We start from the raw sequence: 17,375 nt of genomic DNA on the forward strand, positions 1-17,375 counted from the left end.
CTGCATTTGCCGCTACTTGCGACGCGCTTGCTCGTACAGCGGCATGACTTTGGGGATGTTGGCCTGCAACGAACTCATGCGCGTACTCGATGACGGGTGAGTGGACAGGAATTCTGGCGGCGCGCCGTTGCTGGCCTGGCTCATCTTTTGCCACAAGGTAATGGCCGCGTTGGGGTTGTAGCCGGCGCGCGCGGCCAACTCTAGGCCAATCAGATCGGCCTCGTTCTCGTTGCCGCGACTGTTGGGCAGGGTCATCAGGTATTCCACGCCCATGTTAGCCATTTGCAGGCTGCCCGGCCCCACACCCAGGGCCGCACCGAGCTGGCTGGCCAGTTCTACCCCATACGCCTTGGACAGTGCTTCACGGCTGTGCTCGCGCAGGGCATGGGCAATTTCATGACCGATCACCGCGGCCAGTTCATCGTCGGTCAGCTTCAACTGCTCGATCAAACCGGTGTAGACCATGATCTTGCCGCCTGGCCCGCAGTTGGCGTTTAACTCCTTGCTGTCGATCAAATTGACCTCCCAGTCCCATTGCGCGGCATCCGGGCGAAATACCGATGCCTGGGCAATCAAGCGCTGGGAAATTGCCTGGACCCGCTTGGCATCGGCACTGGTTTTCTCCAACACCCCATGGCTGGATGCTTCGCCAATCGCCTCTTGGTAGGACTGGGCATACATCTGGTTGACCTGGTCGGTCGACAGCATGCTGAACATGTACTGCTTGCGATCAACGCCCACGGCGCCGCCGCTGGTGGTGTTCACGGCCTGGCAGCCAACCAGCAGCAAGGCAGCGACCAGGGTCGCCAGTGAAAAAGACTGTTTCATATCCAGCTCCGCGCACGTGTGACAGCGTCCATAGCCGCGCATGCTAATTCGTGGCGGGCAGGCACGACAACCGCACCCTCGTTCCGCACGCTAATAACGCGAGCTATCCGGCTTCCGTTGCGGCATTCGACCATACTCATAACGGTTTCAGTTCCCGTACGGCAAAGTACCGAGGAGAAACAGCATGCGCTGGCGACGAGCACGGCAAAGCGACAACGTTGTGGATGCACGCGGTATCGGTCGTGGCTTGCGAGTCGGCGGAGGATTGGGTCTGGGCGGGATCGCCGTGGTGGTGATCGTCGGCCTGCTGATGGGTCAGGACCCGTTGCAGATCCTCGGTGAGCTGGCCAACCAGTCGGGCGGCCCCGTCGCGACTCAGCCAGGGCAACCTGCAGGTGACGACGCGCAAAGCCAGTTCGTGCGCGCCGTGCTCGGCGATACTGAAGACACCTGGGACGCACTGTTTGCCAGCGCCGGCAGTCAGTATCAGCATCCACGGCTGGTGTTGTTCAGCGGCGCCGTGAAGTCGGCCTGCGGCCTGGCCTCGGCGGCTGTCGGGCCGTTCTACTGCCCCGCTGATCGGCAGGTCTATCTTGACCTTCAATTTTTCGCAGAACTTGAACAGCGCTTCGGTGCCGCCGGGGATTTCGCCCAGGCCTATGTCATCGCCCATGAAGTGGGCCATCACGTACAGACGCTGCTCGGGGTATCAGCCCAAGTGAATGCCGCCCGTCAGCGCGGCGAGCCCCTGAAAGGTGAAACCGGGTTGCTGGTGCGCCAGGAGCTGCAAGCCGACTGCCTAGCCGGCGTCTGGGCCTATCACGCCCAGCAGCGGCTGGACTGGATGGAGGACGGCGACCTCGAGGAAGCCCTCAACGCCGCCACGGCCATTGGCGATGACCGTTTGCAAAAGCATACCCAGGGTCAGGTGGTGCCTGACTCCTTCACCCATGGCACATCAGCCCAGCGGACCCGCTGGTTTCGCACCGGATTCGACACGGGCGAGCCCGGACGTTGCGATACGTTCAAGGCGCGGACGTTATAAACGCGGCATCTCGCACTCTTGTTGCGAGGCACGCTACAACTACCCGCGCAACAGCCCCCCGTTAAGTGAACCTATGACAACCACTGGAGAAGCTCACCACAATCGCGCGCATGCCAGTCGGTCAATTCCGGCCACAGATTTTCCGGCTGATTGACCAGCACCGTCTGTGCGCCAGCGGCACGGGCGCATTCCAGGTCGAAACGGAAATCACCCACCATCACCAGTCGCTGAGGCGCCACATCCCAACGTTGCGCCAGATGCAGCAAGCCACCGGGATGCGGTTTGGGTGTTGCTTCGTCACGGCCAAGAACGTCGCCGTCGGAAAAACACTCGCCCAAGCCAATGCAGTCCAAGGTCACCTGAGCCAATTCGCGGGCATTGCGGGTCAGCAGACCCAGCTGTACACCGCGGGCATACAGCTCGCGAACCAGCTCCACCGCACCGGGAGCTGGGCGCGACGCACAGGCCAGTTCGCGCTCATGCTCCAGCAACCAGGCATGCTTGGCGGCGGCCTCGTGCAGGGGCAATCCGGCCAGATGGTCGAGGATGTCCTCCTCCAGAGGAATCTCCAGTGCCCGGCGAATGGCCTCGAAATCGTGGACGGCGATAGTCAGGGTGCCGTCCATGTCAAACACCCAGTGGCGGGCCTCGTGCAATTTCATGTGCGGTCTTCGCGGCGACGGATCAGGCCTTCCTGGGCGACAGAGGCCACCAATTCGCCGGCCCGGTTGAAAATATGGCCACGACTAAAGCCCCTGGCATTGCCGCTCCATGGGCTGTCCATGGCATACAGATGCCACTCATCCACCTTCAGGTTGCGGTGGAACCACAGGGAATGATCGAGGCTGGCCACCTGCATATGCCGTTGCCAGAACGAAGCGCCGTGAGGCAACAGCGACGCAGTCAACAGGCCAAAGTCCGAGGCATAGGCCAGGATGTACTTGTGCAACGCATGAATCGCCGGCAACGGGCCGTCGGCGCGGAACCAGACATACCGGCACGGCTCACTTGGCGAGGGATTAAAGGGATCTCCAGGGTTCACGGGACGGATCTCGATAGGCTTTGCGCACAGTATTTTTTCGCGCATGGGCACCGGGATCAATTCAGCGTGGCGGCCAAACAGTTGCAATTCGCTGAGCAGGTTTTCGGGGCCCTCCACTTCGGGCATCGCCACCTGATGCTCGAAACCAGGCTCTTCGGCCTGAAACGAAGCGCTGCAAAAGAAGATCGGTTGGCCTTTCTGGATCGCGGTAACTCGCCGGGTAGTGAAGGAGCCGCCATCGCGCACTCGGTCCACTTGGTAGACCACCGGCAGCGAGGCGTTGCCCGGGCGCAAAAAGTAGCCGTGCTGGGAATGCACATGACGACCCGACTCAACCGTTTGACTGGCTGCCGAAATCGCCTGCCCCAGCACTTGTCCACCAAACAGCTGGGGAAAGCCAAGGTCCTGACTGGCACCACGAAACAGGTTTTCTTCGATGGTTTCCAGGCTCAGCAAGGCCACCAGTTCGTCCAACACGTCACTCATTTACAACCTCGGCAAGGTATGGCCAGCGGGTTTCTTCGTCCGCTTGGCAGATGGTGTTCGTTTAGCTCAACCGCGCAATACGGTAACCAATTCGGCGATCCACGGCTCGGCATCCAGCTCTGGCGTTACGCTTTCGCTGGCGTCCAGGCGCAGCATGGGCAGCACTTCACGAATGCCCAGCTCAGCAAACAGCTCGCGAACCTGCTCGCCGCCGCCGCAATAGGTATCGCCGTAACTCGAGTCACCCAAAGCAATTACCGCTCCCGGAAGGCCGTACCAGGTCGGCGGCTGGTCGCGCAATGCGTAATACAACGGTTGCAAATTTTCTGGCAACTCACCCATGCCGGTCGTTGAGGTCACTGCCAAGACCATCTCGGGTGCCCATTCCTGCAAATCGGCCAATGTGCCGCGAGGCTGATACCAGGTTTCGAAGCCAGCGGCCTGCAGCAACTGCTGGGCATGATGGGCGACCTCTTCAGCCGTGCCGTAAACCGAGCCGCTGATGATGGCAATTTTCATGAAAAATTCCTTAATGGGGTCAAGTATTGTCACATTATGCCGAAATATTGCGTGAAACCCGACCTACCGCAGTGACTCGAAACCGTGCAGATGCTCAAATAACGGGAACTCCTGCAACAAATCGTCGCAGCGCTAGTCTTAGTATCGCCACAGCACTTCCGTTCGAGAACATCATGCGTAACGAGCCCTTGCTCACTCGGGATGAACTGACATTTCTCCAGCAGCTCCTGGATGACCCGGCGTATTCAGCCAAAAGTGCACATGAGCTGACCCTCAACAGCAGCCCCGACACCCAGACCCTTCTCGCCAATCTGGGCGAACATGCGCAGCTGACACTGGAAGCACGGGTCGGTAATCAGCGCATGACCTTCCCCTTGCGCCTCACACTGGATGAATTCCGGGCCTTGAGCCTGCAACTGGATGTTCCGCAGATTTTCGAAAAGGGCGTGGTCGAGCGCCCCTGGCGCGCCACTCTGGAAACGCCGCTGAGCCTGATCGCCAAGAACGGCCAGGCCAGCGCCTTGTGGGTGCAGCAGATATCCCAGAACGGTGCACTCGTCAGCAGCGATGACGGCAGCGAGCCGCCCGAACATTTTGTCCTCGGACTGGCCCTGCCGGGTAAAGCGTTTCTTTCGCTGCGCGGTTCGCGCGTGCGCCAACTTTCACCGACCCTGGCCGCCTATCGCATCACCCCTTCGCACCACTCTGGCATCCTGCGCCTGCAGGAACTGCTCGTGCAGCTGCGCAACCAGGAGCAGGCTCTTTAGGCCGGCAGCCCTCGAGCATGAGCGCTGAGGCGCTGTGCGTGCACGCCTCGCGCGTGCCGCCAGAAAGCCGTCAATCCCACGATGATTGTCGTCTTAGGCCGACTGTTATAAGTTAGCCGGGGTTCGGTCGGCGCGGCGTCATACTGGTCAGGTACCTGGTGGCGCGCCGCCGGACCCTTCTTTCTTGTCCGTGAGCACCATGCGCAAAAACCCGGCCCCCATCCTGATCACCGGCGCCAGCCAGCGTGTCGGCCTGCACTGCGCCTTGCGCCTGCTTGAAGACGGACATCCCGTGATCGTTACTTATCGTCGCGAACGCGAAAGCCTTGTACGTCTGCGCCAGCAGGGCGCACTCACGCTGCCGGCAGACTTCAGCGATGAAGCCGGCATTCTCGCGTTCATCGAGCAACTCAAGCAGCACACTGACAGTTTGCGGGCAATTGTGCACAACGCTTCGGAGTGGCTTGCCGAAGAGCCCGGCCACGAAGCGCTGGCGTTTCAGCGCATGGTCAATGTGCACATGCTCGCGCCCTACTTGATCAACCTGCACTGCGCCGAGCTGCTGGAGCACAGTAGCCCGGCGGATATCGTGCACCTGAGCGACGATGTGGTGCGCAAGGGCAGCGCCAAACACACGGCGTACTGCGCCAGCAAGGCGGGCCTGGACAGCCTGACCCTGTCTTTCGCCGTACGCCTCGCGCCGCGCATCAAGGTCAACGGCATCGCGCCGGCCCTGTTGATGTTTAACGAGCACGACGACCCCGAGTACCGCGAAAAAGCCCTGGCCAAATCGGTGATGGGTTTTACGCCAGGCCCGGAGGTGGTTTATCAGGGGCTGCGTTACCTGCTCGACAACCCCTATGTCACGGGTACGACGCTGACCGTCAATGGCGGTCGCCACCTCAAGTAACAGTCCGTGCGATACTCCTCCATGCTACTGACTTTGAAAGGAGAACTTCGGCATGCCGCGACTGGAACCGGGAATGGCGCGTATTCGGGTCAAGGACCTGCGCCTGCGCACCTATATCGGCATTAAGGAGGAGGAAATCCTCAACAAACAGGATGTGCTGATCAACCTGACCATTCTGTACCCCGCCCATGATGCGGTGCGTGATAACGCTATCGAGTACGCCCTCAATTACCGCACCATCACCAAGGCGATCATCGCCCACGTTGAAGAACACCGTTTCGCCCTGCTTGAGCGCCTGACTCAGGAAGTCCTCGACCTGGTGATGAGTCACGCCCAGGTACGTTACGCCGAAGTGGAAGTGGACAAGCCTCATGCGCTGCGTTTTGCCGAGTCGGTGTCGATCACCCTGGCCGCCCATCGCGACTGAACCATTGCGCGAACACGCCTCGGCGCAGGCACCCATGCCGCGCCTCTACCCTCTCGGAGCACGCTCATGACCGAACAACAACGCCTGGAACTTGAAGCCGCTGCATTCCGCCGCCTGGTGCAGCATCTGCAGGAGCGCACTGACGCGCAGAACATCGACCTGATGAACCTCGCCGGCTTCTGCCGCAACTGCCTGTCCAAGTGGTACAAGGCCGCTGCCGACGAGCGTGGTATCGAACTCGATCAGGACAGCGCCCGTGAGCTGATCTATGGCATGCCCTATGACGAGTGGAAACAGCGCTACCAGCGCGAAGCCAGTGCTGAACAACTGGCCGGCTTCGAGAAGAACAAGCCGCAATGAGGCCGTTGGATGATTTTCGCGCTGCACTGCCAGACAGCGCCCATGCCTTCGCCGAGACCCTGGCCTTTATCGCAGCACACTACGACTATCGGCCGAGCGCCTTTCGCAATGGCATGCAGCAAAACGCCGTTGGCCAGAATGAAGGCTCATGCAAGATTCTCGGCCTGGCGTTACTGGAAGGCTTCACCGACGAGGAAGTCCTGTTGGCGTTCGGCGAGCATTACCGCGCTGTGCAAGCCAGCCCGGCAGGCACCGATCACGGGAACATCCGCGCGCTGATGGAAACAGGCCTGGCGGGCGTGCACTTCGAGCAACCACCCCTGACGCGCAAGCCAGCGTGAATGCAAAGGGTGGACAGCGTTTCCACCCTCATCCACAGCCTGTAAGGCGGCGACGTTATGCCTGGCGTACCGCCTGGACCGCCTCGATATAAAGCTCTGCCTGACGCTGGTTCCTGACCAGGGCGACAAAGTCCTCACCCTGGTCATTTTTCGCCTCGAGGTCATAGCCAGCCTCGACGAAAAAGCCCAGAAAGCGCTCGAAATCGCCGACGCGCAGGCCACGGTAGGCCTTGATCAGTTTGTGCAGCGAAGGCGGCGTCTCGTCGGCTGGTTCCATGGTCAGGAACGTCTTGATCACCTCGTCGCCAATTTCGTCGCCAACCACTTTCTTCTTGTCTTTACGCATCGCTCACTCCAAACCGGGCGGACTTTATTTAAAAGGGGCAGTTTACCCCTCGCATCCTTCGCGACTCAACGAACGACGCAGACCCGTCAAGATGCCCTTTGGCCAGCGTATACTCGGCCGGCAAGCGTTCATGGGAGCCATCATGTCATTCGAACTACCTCTCTTCGCAGCTTGGCGCCAAACACTTCGAGCCGGCTATTCCCTTAATGCCCTGCGCGGCGACATCGCCGCCGGCCTGACCGTCGGCATCATCGCCATCCCCTTGGCCATGGCCCTAGCCATCGCCGTGGGCGCCGCGCCGCAGCATGGCCTGTATACGGTGCTGATTGGCGCGCCGTTGATTGCCCTGTTCGGCGGCTCACGCTTCAACGTGTCAGGACCGACTGCGGCGTTCGTGGTCATTCTATTACCCATCACCCAACAATACGGCCTGGGCGGTTTGCTGCTCTGTACGCTGCTGGCCGGGCTGATCCTGATCAGCATGGGACTGCTGCGCCTCGGCAAACTGATCAGCTTCGTGCCCTACCCGGTGGTCCTCGGCTTTACCGCCGGCATTGGCGTGGTCATCGCCACCCTGCAGCTGCAGGATTTTCTGGGTCTGCAATTGGCAGGCGATCCCCAGAATTACCTGGAGCGTGTCGCTTCCCTGGGTCAGGCCCTGCCCAGTCTGCAACTGGGCGATGCACTGGTCGGCATCATTTGCCTGGCGGTGCTGATTGTCTGGCCTCGTTATATACCCCGGATTCCGGCCCATCTGGTGGCGCTATTGATAGGCGCGCTGCTCGGCCTGTTTCTGGAGAGCATCGGCCTGCCGCTGGCCACCCTCGGCGAACGCTTCAGCTATACCCTCGACGGTATCGAACACCCTGGCATCCCGCCGTTTCTGCCCACCTTTGCCTTGCCTTGGAACCTGCCTGGTCCGGATGGTCAGCCGCTGACGCTGTCCTTTGAATTGATTCGCCAACTGATGGCCCCCGCCTTCGCTATTGCCATGCTGGGCGCCATCGAATCGCTGCTCTGTGCGGTGGTAGCCGACGGCATGGCTGGCACCAAGCATGACCCCAACGCCGAATTGCTCGGCCAGGGCATCGGCAATTTGGTCGCTCCCCTGTTCGGCGGTATCACCGCCACAGCGGCGATTGCGCGTACCGCCACCAACGTACGCGCCGGCGCCTTCTCGCCGCTGGCGGCCATTATTCACTGCGGCGTAGTCCTGCTGGCTGTCCTGCTGCTCGCGCCGCTGTTCAGCTACTTGCCCATGTCCGCGCTGGCCGCCCTGCTGCTGATGGTCGCGTGGAACATGAGTGAGGCACGCCATGTGGTGCATACGGTCAAAATAGCCCCGCGCAGCGATGTGCTGGTGCTGTTTACCTGCCTGGTGCTCACTGTGCTGTTCGACATGGTGCTGGCAGTCGGCGTTGGCCTGTTGCTGGCTGCTGGACTGTTCATCAAGCGCATGAGCGACCTGACCGACACCGCCAGCCTGCCGCGCGGTTTCCATGCGGCCCTGCAAGACCTGCCCGAGGGGGTCAGTGCCTACGCCATTCGCGGACCACTGTTCTTTGGCGCGGCGGAAAAAGCGCTCAGCGTGCTGCGTCGCTTCCCGGCCGAGGTAAAGGTAGTGATTGTTGAAATGAGCGCTGTGCCCATGCTGGACATGACCGCGCTGGCTGCACTGGAAAGCATTCGCGACGACTATCGCCGCCAGGGTATCGGGCTGATCCTGGTCGGCACCCATCCCCGCGTGCGCCTGAAACTGCGCCGCGCCGGCATTCGCCGCAGCGAGGGGCGACTGGCCTTCGTCCGTGACCTCAACCAGGCTCGGCTGCGGGCGTTGCACTGGCTCAAGCCTGAGCAGCAACACACCGAACAACCAGGGCTGGCCGCTGAGACAGGCGTGCCATAACCCCTGACCACTTCTATTGCAGCGGCGCCGGCTACCACGGGCGCCGCAATCGCAGCGCAGTTAAAGCCCTTTCACCGCGTAAATGCCCGGCGCATTGCGCCAGTAGCCCTTGTAGTCCATGCCATAGCCAAAGATGTAACGGTCCACGCAAGGCAGTCCGACGTAATCTGCCTTGAGGTCTGGGCGCGCCTTGCGGTCGTGAGTTTTATCGATAAGCACCACCGTGTGGACCTGACGGGCGCCGGCGTGCTTGCAGAAGTCGCTGATCGCCGCCAGGGTGTGCCCTTCATCCAAGATATCGTCGATGATCAGCACATCGCGATCCATGAAGGAAATTTCCGGCTTGGCCTTCCAGAACAGCTCGCCACCGGTGGTTTCGTTGCGGTACCGCGTGGCGTGCAGGTAAGACAGCTCCAGCGGGAAATCCAGTTGTGGTAACAGCTTGCCGGCGAAAATCAGCCCGCCGTTCATGACACAGAACACGACAGGATTGCGTTCTGCCAGCTCGGCATTGATTGACTGTGCGACTTGGTGGATGGCGGCTTCAAGCTGTTCGTTGGTATAAAGACAGTCAGCTTCGGCCATCACCTGGCGAATATGAGCGAGATCGGCGGGCATGGAACTTCCTCTTCAAGGCGGGGCGGAACGACAAAACCGGGCGCACGCGAAGCGAGACGTCAGGAAAAAGACTGGCAAAGGTAGCCATCGCAGCGGGTCTGGGCAAGAAGCAATGGACGCACACGCCTCATGGGAAGCCAAAATGTCGCGGATTGCTCGAAGCTTCGCCATTACAACCGGCTCACAATGTTTTACCCTAACCCGATTTTTTTGCCCGCCCCACCCGGAGACAATCCCATGCCCGTCCGTGAGATCCGCCACCCGCTGATCCGCCATAAGCTCGGCCTCATGCGCCGCGCTGATATCAGCACCAAGAACTTCCGCGAACTGGCCCAGGAATTGGGCGCGTTGTTGACTTATGAAGCCACCAATGACCTGCCGCTTGAGCTCTACGAGATCGACGGCTGGTGCGGCAAGGTCCAAGTGGAAAAAATTGCTGGCAAGAAGATCACTGTAGTGCCAATCCTGCGCGCCGGCATTGGCATGCTGGACGGTGTCCTCAGCCTGGTTCCCGGTGCCAAGGTCAGTGCCGTGGGCATTGCCCGCAACGAGGAAACCCTCGAGGCGCACACTTACCTGGAAAAACTGGCGCCGGAAATCAACTCACGTCTGGCACTGATTATCGACCCGATGCTGGCCACCGGCAGTTCCATGGTTGCCACCATTGACCTCCTGAAGAAAGCGGGCTGCAAGGAAATTCGCGCCATGGTGCTGGTCGCCGCACCACCCGGCATCGAGGCGGTGCAAAAAGCCCACCCCGACGTACAGATTTACACGGCCTCCATTGATGAACGCCTGGACGAGCACGGCTATATCATTCCCGGGCTTGGCGATGCCGGCGACAAGATTTTCGGCACCAAGCAGAAGGAAAGCTGAGCATGACCGATGAATTCAAGGAGCCTTTGTGGCGCCAGTCAATCGCTGGCGCGCAGATGCTCTTCGTGGCGTTCGGCGCCTTGGTGCTGATGCCGCTGATCACCGGCATGGACCCCAACGTGGCGTTGTTCACCGCCGGTGTCGGCACCTTGCTGTTTCAGTTGGTCACAGGTCGCCAGGTGCCAGTATTCCTGGCGTCGAGCTTCGCCTTCATCGCACCGATCATCGTCTTGAAAGCCGAAGTAGGCCTGCCGGCGGTGCTCGGCGGCATCATCGCCGCCGGTATGGTGTATATCGCGCTGAGCCTGGCGGTAAAGCTGCGCGGCCCGGCGTTTATCGACCGCTTGCTGCCACCGGTGGTGATCGCCCCGGTGATCATGACCATTGGTCTGGCCCTGTCACCCGTGGCGGTCAACATGGCCATGGGCAAAACCGGTGACGGCGCCGTAGAGCTGATTCCCTATGGCACCGCTATCTTCATTTCCATGGCCTCGCTGCTCACCACGCTAATGGTCGCGATGCTGGGTCGCGGGCTGTTTCGCCTGGTGCCGATCCTTGCCGGGGTGATCGTTGGCTGCGTCTTATCGTATCTGCTCGGCCAGATCGACACGCGCGCGATCGCCGCTGCGCCCTGGCTGGCCTTGCCGAACTTCATTGCGCCGGAATTTCATTGGGGCGCGATCCTGTACATGCTGCCGGTAGCTCTGGCGCCCGCCATCGAGCACATCGGCGGGGTGGTAGCGATCGGCGGCGTGACCGGCAAGAACTTCATCAAGAAACCCGGCCTGCACCGCACCCTGCTCGGCGACGGCCTGGCCACCTCGGCCGCCGGCCTGTTCGGCGGCCCGCCGAATACCACCTACGCGGAAGTCACCGGGGCGGTGATGCTGACCAAGAACTACAACCCGAAAATCATGACCTGGGCGGCGGCCTTCGCCATTGTCCTGGCGTTCATCGGCAAGTTCGGCGTTGCCCTGCAAAGCATTCCGGTACCGGTCATGGGCGGCATTCTTTGCCTGCTGTTCGGCTCCATCGCCGTGGTCGGCCTGAACACCCTGATCCGCAACCAGGTGGATCTGTCCGAAGCGCGCAACCTGATCATCGTCTCGGTCACGCTGGTCTTCGGTATCGGCGGAATGAAGTTCGGCGGCCAAGGCTTCGCCCTCTCCGGCATTTCCCTAGCTGCGCTTGCCGCCTTGCTGCTCAATCTGCTGCTGCCCGGCGGGCAGGGCTGGAGAAACAAGGCGCTGGAAGACAGTAACCCCTGACCACAAGCACGCCTGCCATGAAAAACGCCACGCCCCTCACGGAGCGTGGCGTTTTTTATTCTCGACGACGGGCCGAAGCCGCCTTAATTACTCCGCGATGCTGCCTGCTCGCACAGCCCATTGAGCGCACGTGCCCACTGCGGCTGATCGTTCAGGCACGGCACCAGCGTCAGCTCTTCCCCGCCGGCCTCGATGAATTGCTCTCGGCCCCGAATACCCAACTCTTCCAGGGTCTCGATGCAATCGGCCACGAACGCCGGGCTCATCACCAGCAGCTTCTTGACGCCGCGTGCAGCCAATTCATCGAAGCGCGCCTCAGTGTAGGGCTCGATCCACTTGTTCTTGCCCAGTCGCGACTGAAAGGACACCGACCACTGTTCCGGACGCAGCCCGGCCCGCTCGGCGAACAGCTCGGCGGTACGCAGGCACTGACTGCGGTAGCACAGCGCCAGATTCTCAGGACTGACGCCACGGCTGTCAGCCGCGCGCAAATCATGCTGCGGGTCTTTGACCAACTTGCGAATGTGCCCCTCGGGAATGCCGTGGAAGCTCAACAGTAGGTGATCGAACTCCTTTTCCAAGTAGGGTTTGGCGCTGGCTACCAGCGCGTCCTGATACGCGTCCTCGGCATAGAACGGCGCCAGGGTATTCACCTTCAAGTTCAGCCCGCGTGCGGCGGTCACCCGCTGCACTTCCTGCAAGGCCGTGGTGATGGTGCTGTCGGCAAACTGCGGGTACAGCGGCGCCACGGTCACCGTGCGCACCCCCTGCTCGGCCAGGCGCTGCAGTACGCTGTCAATGGACGGCGAACCATAGCGCATCGCCAGTTCCACGGGGCCATGCGTCCAGTGATCACGCATGGCTTCTTGCAGACGGCGGCTGAGCACGATCAGTGGCGAGCCCTCATCCCACCAGATTGACTGATAGGCATGGGCGGACTCCTCCGGACGACGATAGAGAATCAGCGACACCAGCAACCGGCGCACCGGCCATGGCAGGTCGATGACGTAAGGATCCATAAGGAACTGGTTGAGGTAGCGGCGCACATCGTCCACTTGGGGGGAATCCGGAGAACCCAGATTGACCAGCAACAGCGCGTGATCGGTCATGCTCATTCCTATCAGTGACGGCCCAGCAGATCCGCCAGCGCCGCGTCCAAATCATTAAAACGAAACGTGAAACCTGCCGCCTGCAAGCGCTCCGGCACAGCCTGTTGGCCGCCGAGCAGCAAACCGGACATCTCGCCCAGCAGTCGCAAGGCCATGGCCGGCACCGGCAGCACTGCCGGGCGATGCAACACGCGGCTCAGCGCCTGGGCAAACTCGCGATTACGTACCGGTTGCGGCGAGCAGGCATTGTACGGGCCTTGGGCGTCGGGGTGGCAGAGAAGAAAATCAATCAAGGCGATCTGATCCTGCAGATGTATCCACGGCATCCATTGCCGGCCGCTGCCCATCGGCCCGCCAAGTCCCAGACGGAATATCGGCAGCAGCCGGGGCAACATACCGCCCTCGGTCGCCAACACAGGCGCCGTGCGCACCCGTACCACGCGAATACCCAGGGTTTCGGCATGGCAAGCGGCGTCTTCCCAGGCGCCACACAAGCGTGCGGCAAAGCCCTGGTCGGCCGGCTGTGTTTGCTCGGTCACCCGCTGCTCACCGGTATCGCCATACCAGCCCACCGCCGACCCGGAGATAAGCACCTGGGGCCGTTGCTTGTGCAATGCCAGCCAGGCCAGCAAGTGTTCAGTGAGGGCGATACGACTGTCACGCAGTTCCGTGCGGCGCGCTTGGGTCCACGGACGATCGGCAATGGGCGCGCCGGCAAGGTTGATCACCGCGTCCAGCGGCTGGTTACCCAGCTCATTAAGATCGCCCAGCCCCTGCACTCCGCTGCCGCACAACGCGGGCACCTGTTGGGGTCTCCGACTGTAGACCCAGAGGTCATGGCCTCGGGCCCGCCAGTAGTGGCACAAGGCGCGGCCGATCAGGCCGGTACCGCCAGTCAACAAGATACGCATGGTGAGCTCCGCTCGGGGTGCAAGATTCTTTCAGTCTGGCCTGTAAATAACCGATTGCTGGCCGAGCGCCGCACTTCACCAAGGCGTAAACTGCGGGCATGCCCGAGCAACCACCGCTTATCCATCGCCAGACACCCAGCCCACCCGTGCTGTGCAGTAACTGCGCCGCTTGCTGTTGTCGCCTGGAAGTAATGCTGGTGACCGACACGGGCGTACCCGCGCGCTTTATCGAACAGGATCGCTGGGGCGGCGAAACCATGCGCCGCCTGGCCGACGGCTGGTGCGCAGCCCTGGATCGCGACAGCATGCGCTGCACCATCTACGCCAATCGTCCCTTGATCTGCCGCGAGTTTGAAATGGGCTCACCGGAATGCGTCGAGGAACGCGGTGATCTGGCCCAGGCCTATCGATAACGCTGCCCGCGCCTCAAAACCCCATCCGGTAATACAGGCTGTACACCTCTACGCCATCATTGGGGTTTTTCAGGCCCGCATTCGAATAGTGGATCACCCGTAACCCGAGGTCCTGGTCGGCGCCGAAGCGCACGCCCAGGCCCAGCCGATCCTCGAATTGGAAAGACGAGCCCAGGTCGCGGTCCTCGATTTCGGTATCGGCAAAAGCCGCCACGCCGATTCCGGCCTCGATGTAGGGCCTGAAACGCTCACCGGCAAACTCGTAGACGAACACAGGGGACAGCGAAAGGCTGTGGTTGCTGGAGGTTTGGTCGCCCTGCCAGTAGCTGTAGGCGGCATCCCAGTAGCCGGTCAGACGCCCCGTGGAGGTTTCCCACCAACTGCGCTGGAAATCCCACTGCAATCCCAGGCGGTAGACCATTTCCGACTCCGAGCTCTGGCCGACGCCTAGGGTTACATCCATCGCGTGTGCGTGTTGCAGCCCGACCAGCGCAAGGGTTAATGCCGCCAGGGGGAATCCTTTTACAGGCCGTTTTAAAACTACCTGCGTTGGCAATACGTCGTTAAAAACAGCCTCAGCAAGCCGCTTGCGGCTAACGCGCTTTAGCGCCGCCCGAAGGGCGAAACGCAGTGAGTCATGCTCATTTAGAACTCCTAAACTGCGCTTCCTCGGCTGTTTTTGCCTCGTCTTGCCGGCCTCGCCTACGTTTTTAAATGGCCTGTTAATCATGGGAAACATCCTTATCCAGAAGGAAAAGAAGACAGACTTCCCGTTATATGAAGGCTCAGCCGGAGGTGAGTTCCAAACCCAGCGGTTCCAGGTGCGCTTCGTCCTGCCACAGGGTGGGCAATACCTGCTGCAATCCGCCCACCGCGCCGGTGGTGTAAAAACGTGTGGCTAAGGGCGGTCCGCCAGCCAGCAGGTCACGGGCTTGCAGCAGGCGCTGCAACTGACGCGCGACGGCTTCGCCCGTGTCGATCAGGCTCACCGAGTCTGGTACCAGCCCACGCAGCAGCGGCTTGATAAATGGGTAATGGGTGCAGCCGAGGATCAGCGTGTCGCAGCCCTGGGCCAGCAGCGGTTCGACGAAACCGTTCAACAGCTCGCGGGTTGCGCCGCTGTCCAGTGCTCCCGACTCGATGCACTCCACCAGGCCCGGACAGGGTTGGGTGATCACCCGCACGTCATGGGCGAAGCGATCCAGGAGAGCGGCGAACTTGGCGCTTTTCAGCGTGCCGGTGGTGGCCAGCACGCCCACTACGCCGCTGCGCGTCGCTGCAGCTGCCGGTTTGACCGCCGGTTCCATGCCGACAATGGGCAATGCGGGATAGAGATCGCGCAGCTCGGCCACGGCCGCCGCCGTCGCGGTATTGCAGGCCAGCACCAGCGCTTTGGCGCCTTGTGCCAAAAGGAAGTCGGCAATCAGCCGGCTGCGCTCACGAATGAAGTCGGGGCTTTTCTCGCCGTACGGCACATAGCGGCTGTCGGCGACGTAGATCAGCGATTCTTGAGCCAGTCGCGCACGAATCTCGCGCAACACGGAAATCCCGCCGACACCGGAATCGAACACGCCAATCGGTGCGCTACTGGGCATGGCGGCCTGCACAGACGGCGCAGTGGGGATCACGCTTGACCTTGAGTTCGCGGAAGCGGCTGCCGAAGGCGTCGATCAACAGCAAACGGCCCACCAGGGGCTCGCCGAAACCGGCCAGCAGCTTGAGGGTTTCCAGCGCCTGCAGGCTGCCGACCAGACCGACCAGCGGGCCGATCACGCCGGCTTCGCTGCAGGTCAATTCGGCCTCGCTGCCATGGCCGTACAGGCAGTGATAACAAGGGCTGGCCGCGTCGCGCGGGTCGAAGACCGCCAACTGGCCTTCGAGGCGAATCGCCGCACCGGACACCAGCGGCTTGCCGGCCGCCACACAGGCAGCATTAACCGCCTCGCGGGTGGCGAAGTTGTCGCAGCAATCGACTACCACATCCACTGCGCTCACCGCCTCGGCCAGCGTGTCGCCCTCCAGCACCTGGCGATGGGCAACCAGCCGCACGCCGGGGTTGAGCCTGGCGAGGCGAGCCATGGCGGAATCCACCTTGCCCACGCCCACGCTCTGGCTGTCGTGAATCACCTGCCGTTGCAGGTTGGTCAGGTCCACGGTGTCGAAATCCGCCAGATGCAGTTCGCCCACCCCGGCGGCCGCCAGGTACAGCGCCACCGGCGAGCCCAGCCCACCGAGGCCGACAATCAGTACGCGCCCCTGCTTGAGGCGCAATTGGCCCTCGACATCGACTTGTGACAGAAGGATCTGCCGGCTGTAGCGCAGCAGTTCATCATCATTGAGTTCATTGAACATGAGCAGCTCCCGAGTCGGGCTGCCAACAACCCAGACTGATGCGTTCGTGGCCGGCCAGGTCGCGGCGGCTATGGACCTCGGCAAAACCGGCTACCCCGAGCAACTCGCGCACGGCCAGCGCCTGATCGAACCCGTGCTCGAGCAGCAACCAGCCGCCCGGCTCCAAAAAATGCGGCGCCTGGGCGATGATCAGGCGGATATCGTCCAGCCCATCCTGGCCGGCCACCAACGCGCTGGTCGGCTCAAAGCGCACATCGCCTTCGTTCAAGTGAGCATCATCGGCGGCGATATACGGCGGATTGCTGAGGATCAGCCGATAACGCCGGCCCTCTAGCGCGGAAAACCAGTGGCTGAGCGCAAATTGCACGTTGTTAAGCTGGAGGCGCTGGCGATTACGTTCAGCCAGGATCACGGCCTCGTCGATGCGATCCACCCCGGTCAACTGCCAGGCAGCCCGTTCGCTGGCCAGCGCCAGGGCGATGGCGCCGGTGCCGGTGCCCAGGTCCAGCGCGACCAGCGGCGTGGCCGGCAGTAGCGCCAGCGCGGTTTCCACCAGCAACTCGGTATCGGGGCGGGGAATCAAGGTATGCGGCGCAACGTCCAGGTCCAAGCTCCAGAAGCCTTGACGGCCCAGCAGGTAGGCCACCGGTTCGCCGGCACAACGACGCTGCAGCAGCTCGGCGAAGGCCAGTTGCTGCTCCTCGCTGGGCGTTTTTTCCGGCCAGGTACGCAGGTAGCTGCGCGGCTTGCCGAGCACATGGGCCAGCAGCAGCTCAGCGTCCAGCCGTGCACTGGGCGAGTCGGGCAAGTCGGCGGCGTTGAGCAGTGTTTCGATAGTGGGCATACGTATT

22 protein-coding genes are annotated in these 17,375 nt (G+C 61.7%); 10 read left to right on the forward strand and 12 right to left on the reverse strand.

What is annotated here, in order from left to right:
• Positions 1–12: 12 nt before the first annotated feature.
• On the reverse strand, positions 13–828 hold the full coding sequence (locus tag ACTV8E_RS14125) for a M48 family metallopeptidase (protein WP_251836981.1): 816 nt from the start codon (positions 826–828) through the stop codon (positions 13–15).
• A 184-nt stretch (positions 829–1,012) separates the two neighbouring features.
• Between ACTV8E_RS14125 and ypfJ the strand changes: the two genes are divergently transcribed.
• Positions 1,013–1,873: a KPN_02809 family neutral zinc metallopeptidase gene (gene ypfJ, locus ACTV8E_RS14130; protein ID WP_443199889.1), complete on the forward strand. Its 861-nt coding sequence runs from the start codon at positions 1,013–1,015 to the stop codon at positions 1,871–1,873.
• A 71-nt stretch (positions 1,874–1,944) separates the two neighbouring features.
• On the opposite strand, the gene ACTV8E_RS14135 is transcribed toward ypfJ, so the two are convergent.
• The 3 genes from ACTV8E_RS14135 to ACTV8E_RS14145 all read right to left on the reverse strand — a co-directional run bounded on the left by ACTV8E_RS14135 (position 1,945) and on the right by ACTV8E_RS14145 (position 3,920).
• Entirely contained in the window at positions 1,945–2,535 is a 591-nt protein-coding gene (locus ACTV8E_RS14135; protein WP_443199890.1) for an HAD family hydrolase, read from the reverse strand.
• Positions 2,532–3,401 carry an acyl-CoA thioesterase II gene (gene tesB, locus ACTV8E_RS14140; protein ID WP_443199891.1) on the reverse strand — a complete coding sequence of 290 codons (870 nt, stop codon included), beginning with the start codon at positions 3,399–3,401 and terminating at the stop codon, positions 2,532–2,534. The genes ACTV8E_RS14135 and tesB overlap by 4 nt, the downstream gene beginning before the upstream one ends.
• Before the next feature lie 66 nt (positions 3,402–3,467).
• The gene (locus ACTV8E_RS14145) at positions 3,468–3,920 is read right to left on the reverse strand and encodes a flavodoxin (RefSeq protein ID WP_251836985.1); all 453 of its coding nucleotides are present in this window, start codon (positions 3,918–3,920) and stop codon (positions 3,468–3,470) included.
• A 173-nt stretch (positions 3,921–4,093) separates the two neighbouring features.
• Here ACTV8E_RS14145 and ACTV8E_RS14150 point away from each other — a divergent pair, with 173 nt between their 5' ends.
• The 5 genes from ACTV8E_RS14150 to ACTV8E_RS14170 all read left to right on the forward strand — a co-directional run bounded on the left by ACTV8E_RS14150 (position 4,094) and on the right by ACTV8E_RS14170 (position 6,725).
• Positions 4,094–4,687: a hypothetical protein gene (locus ACTV8E_RS14150; RefSeq protein ID WP_251836986.1), complete on the forward strand. Its 594-nt coding sequence runs from the start codon at positions 4,094–4,096 to the stop codon at positions 4,685–4,687.
• A gap of 199 nt (positions 4,688–4,886) precedes the next feature.
• Positions 4,887–5,597 (forward strand): dihydromonapterin reductase, encoded by a 711-nt coding sequence (gene folM / locus ACTV8E_RS14155; protein WP_251836987.1) that lies wholly within the window; start codon positions 4,887–4,889, stop codon positions 5,595–5,597.
• Positions 5,598–5,649: 52 nt separating this feature from the next.
• Positions 5,650–6,024, forward strand: coding sequence for a dihydroneopterin triphosphate 2'-epimerase (gene folX / locus ACTV8E_RS14160; RefSeq protein ID WP_251836988.1), 375 nt, complete (start codon positions 5,650–5,652; stop codon positions 6,022–6,024).
• A 66-nt stretch (positions 6,025–6,090) separates the two neighbouring features.
• Entirely contained in the window at positions 6,091–6,384 is a 294-nt protein-coding gene (locus ACTV8E_RS14165) for a DUF1244 domain-containing protein (RefSeq protein WP_251836989.1), read from the forward strand.
• On the forward strand, positions 6,381–6,725 hold the full coding sequence (locus ACTV8E_RS14170) for a HopJ type III effector protein (protein WP_443199892.1): 345 nt from the start codon (positions 6,381–6,383) through the stop codon (positions 6,723–6,725). Before ACTV8E_RS14165 ends, ACTV8E_RS14170 begins: the two co-directional genes overlap by 4 nt.
• Before the next feature lie 55 nt (positions 6,726–6,780).
• Here the strand turns inward: ACTV8E_RS14170 and ACTV8E_RS14175 are convergent, their stop codons facing one another.
• Positions 6,781–7,071, reverse strand: coding sequence for a PA4642 family protein (locus tag ACTV8E_RS14175; protein ID WP_273537833.1), 291 nt, complete (start codon positions 7,069–7,071; stop codon positions 6,781–6,783).
• Positions 7,072–7,213: 142 nt separating this feature from the next.
• On the opposite strand from ACTV8E_RS14175, the gene dauA reads away from it, so the two are divergent.
• Entirely contained in the window at positions 7,214–8,977 is a 1,764-nt protein-coding gene (gene dauA, locus ACTV8E_RS14180) for a C4-dicarboxylic acid transporter DauA (RefSeq protein WP_251836992.1), read from the forward strand.
• Between the two features lie 60 nt (positions 8,978–9,037).
• Here dauA and ACTV8E_RS14185 read toward each other — a convergent pair whose 3' ends face one another.
• On the reverse strand, positions 9,038–9,595 hold the full coding sequence (locus tag ACTV8E_RS14185) for a hypoxanthine-guanine phosphoribosyltransferase (RefSeq protein WP_251836993.1): 558 nt from the start codon (positions 9,593–9,595) through the stop codon (positions 9,038–9,040).
• A gap of 237 nt (positions 9,596–9,832) precedes the next feature.
• Between ACTV8E_RS14185 and upp the strand changes: the two genes are divergently transcribed.
• Together upp and ACTV8E_RS14195 are read left to right on the forward strand one after the other, a co-directional pair.
• A complete protein-coding gene (upp, locus tag ACTV8E_RS14190; RefSeq protein WP_251836994.1) occupies positions 9,833–10,471 on the forward strand; it encodes a uracil phosphoribosyltransferase in 639 nt (212 codons plus the stop codon).
• 2 nt (positions 10,472–10,473) lie between these two features.
• Positions 10,474–11,739, forward strand: coding sequence for a uracil-xanthine permease family protein (locus ACTV8E_RS14195; RefSeq protein WP_443199893.1), 1,266 nt, complete (start codon positions 10,474–10,476; stop codon positions 11,737–11,739).
• An 83-nt stretch (positions 11,740–11,822) separates the two neighbouring features.
• Here the strand turns inward: ACTV8E_RS14195 and hemH are convergent, their stop codons facing one another.
• Positions 11,823–12,848, reverse strand: a complete 1,026-nt coding sequence (gene hemH, locus ACTV8E_RS14200) for a ferrochelatase (protein WP_443199894.1) — start codon at positions 12,846–12,848, stop codon at positions 11,823–11,825.
• An 11-nt stretch (positions 12,849–12,859) separates the two neighbouring features.
• Complete coding sequence (locus ACTV8E_RS14205) at positions 12,860–13,759, reverse strand: TIGR01777 family oxidoreductase (RefSeq protein WP_443199895.1); 900 nt, start codon at positions 13,757–13,759, stop codon at positions 12,860–12,862.
• 98 nt (positions 13,760–13,857) lie between these two features.
• On the opposite strand from ACTV8E_RS14205, the gene ACTV8E_RS14210 reads away from it, so the two are divergent.
• Complete coding sequence (locus tag ACTV8E_RS14210; protein ID WP_443199896.1) at positions 13,858–14,172, forward strand: YkgJ family cysteine cluster protein; 315 nt, start codon at positions 13,858–13,860, stop codon at positions 14,170–14,172.
• Between the two features lie 13 nt (positions 14,173–14,185).
• Here ACTV8E_RS14210 and ACTV8E_RS14215 read toward each other — a convergent pair whose 3' ends face one another.
• The 4 genes from ACTV8E_RS14215 to prmC all read right to left on the reverse strand — a co-directional run bounded on the left by ACTV8E_RS14215 (position 14,186) and on the right by prmC (position 17,368).
• Positions 14,186–14,635, reverse strand: coding sequence for an acyloxyacyl hydrolase (locus ACTV8E_RS14215; RefSeq protein WP_443199897.1), 450 nt, complete (start codon positions 14,633–14,635; stop codon positions 14,186–14,188).
• A gap of 322 nt (positions 14,636–14,957) precedes the next feature.
• Positions 14,958–15,767: a glutamate racemase gene (gene murI, locus ACTV8E_RS14220; protein ID WP_443199898.1), complete on the reverse strand. Its 810-nt coding sequence runs from the start codon at positions 15,765–15,767 to the stop codon at positions 14,958–14,960.
• Positions 15,757–16,524, reverse strand: a complete 768-nt coding sequence (locus ACTV8E_RS14225; protein WP_443199899.1) for a molybdopterin-synthase adenylyltransferase MoeB — start codon at positions 16,522–16,524, stop codon at positions 15,757–15,759. The genes murI and ACTV8E_RS14225 overlap by 11 nt, the downstream gene beginning before the upstream one ends.
• Positions 16,514–17,368 (reverse strand): peptide chain release factor N(5)-glutamine methyltransferase, encoded by an 855-nt coding sequence (gene prmC, locus ACTV8E_RS14230; RefSeq protein WP_443199900.1) that lies wholly within the window; start codon positions 17,366–17,368, stop codon positions 16,514–16,516. Before prmC ends, ACTV8E_RS14225 begins: the two co-directional genes overlap by 11 nt.
• Between the last annotated feature and the right edge of the window lie 7 nt (positions 17,369–17,375).

The sequence above is a fragment of the Pseudomonas sp. B392_1p genome (genome assembly GCF_052245235.1).
Taxonomy (GTDB): Bacteria; Pseudomonadota; Gammaproteobacteria; order Pseudomonadales; family Pseudomonadaceae; genus Serpens; species Serpens gallinarum.

Excerpts from the sequence above, each read along its gene's own strand:
- upp (WP_251836994.1), top strand. The coding sequence starts at position 9,833 with ATGCCCGTCCGTGAGATCCGCCACCCGCTGATCCGCCATAAGCTCGGC.
- hemH (WP_443199894.1), bottom strand. The coding sequence starts at position 12,848 with ATGACCGATCACGCGCTGTTGCTGGTCAATCTGGGTTCTCCGGATTCC.
- murI (WP_443199898.1), bottom strand. The coding sequence starts at position 15,767 with ATGCCCAGTAGCGCACCGATTGGCGTGTTCGATTCCGGTGTCGGCGGG.
- ACTV8E_RS14150 (WP_251836986.1), top strand. The coding sequence starts at position 4,094 with ATGCGTAACGAGCCCTTGCTCACTCGGGATGAACTGACATTTCTCCAG.
- ypfJ (WP_443199889.1), top strand. The coding sequence starts at position 1,013 with ATGCGCTGGCGACGAGCACGGCAAAGCGACAACGTTGTGGATGCACGC.
- ACTV8E_RS14210 (WP_443199896.1), top strand. The coding sequence starts at position 13,858 with ATGCCCGAGCAACCACCGCTTATCCATCGCCAGACACCCAGCCCACCC.
- tesB (WP_443199891.1), bottom strand. The coding sequence starts at position 3,401 with ATGAGTGACGTGTTGGACGAACTGGTGGCCTTGCTGAGCCTGGAAACC.
- prmC (WP_443199900.1), bottom strand. The coding sequence starts at position 17,368 with ATGCCCACTATCGAAACACTGCTCAACGCCGCCGACTTGCCCGACTCG.
- folX (WP_251836988.1), top strand. The coding sequence starts at position 5,650 with ATGCCGCGACTGGAACCGGGAATGGCGCGTATTCGGGTCAAGGACCTG.
- ACTV8E_RS14125 (WP_251836981.1), bottom strand. The coding sequence starts at position 828 with ATGAAACAGTCTTTTTCACTGGCGACCCTGGTCGCTGCCTTGCTGCTG.
- ACTV8E_RS14165 (WP_251836989.1), top strand. The coding sequence starts at position 6,091 with ATGACCGAACAACAACGCCTGGAACTTGAAGCCGCTGCATTCCGCCGC.
- folM (WP_251836987.1), top strand. The coding sequence starts at position 4,887 with ATGCGCAAAAACCCGGCCCCCATCCTGATCACCGGCGCCAGCCAGCGT.
- ACTV8E_RS14205 (WP_443199895.1), bottom strand. The coding sequence starts at position 13,759 with ATGCGTATCTTGTTGACTGGCGGTACCGGCCTGATCGGCCGCGCCTTG.
- ACTV8E_RS14215 (WP_443199897.1), bottom strand. The coding sequence starts at position 14,635 with ATGGATGTAACCCTAGGCGTCGGCCAGAGCTCGGAGTCGGAAATGGTC.
- ACTV8E_RS14175 (WP_273537833.1), bottom strand. The coding sequence starts at position 7,071 with ATGCGTAAAGACAAGAAGAAAGTGGTTGGCGACGAAATTGGCGACGAG.
- dauA (WP_251836992.1), top strand. The coding sequence starts at position 7,214 with ATGTCATTCGAACTACCTCTCTTCGCAGCTTGGCGCCAAACACTTCGA.
- ACTV8E_RS14225 (WP_443199899.1), bottom strand. The coding sequence starts at position 16,524 with ATGTTCAATGAACTCAATGATGATGAACTGCTGCGCTACAGCCGGCAG.
- ACTV8E_RS14170 (WP_443199892.1), top strand. The coding sequence starts at position 6,381 with ATGAGGCCGTTGGATGATTTTCGCGCTGCACTGCCAGACAGCGCCCAT.
- ACTV8E_RS14195 (WP_443199893.1), top strand. The coding sequence starts at position 10,474 with ATGACCGATGAATTCAAGGAGCCTTTGTGGCGCCAGTCAATCGCTGGC.
- ACTV8E_RS14145 (WP_251836985.1), bottom strand. The coding sequence starts at position 3,920 with ATGAAAATTGCCATCATCAGCGGCTCGGTTTACGGCACGGCTGAAGAG.
- ACTV8E_RS14185 (WP_251836993.1), bottom strand. The coding sequence starts at position 9,595 with ATGCCCGCCGATCTCGCTCATATTCGCCAGGTGATGGCCGAAGCTGAC.
- ACTV8E_RS14135 (WP_443199890.1), bottom strand. The coding sequence starts at position 2,535 with ATGAAATTGCACGAGGCCCGCCACTGGGTGTTTGACATGGACGGCACC.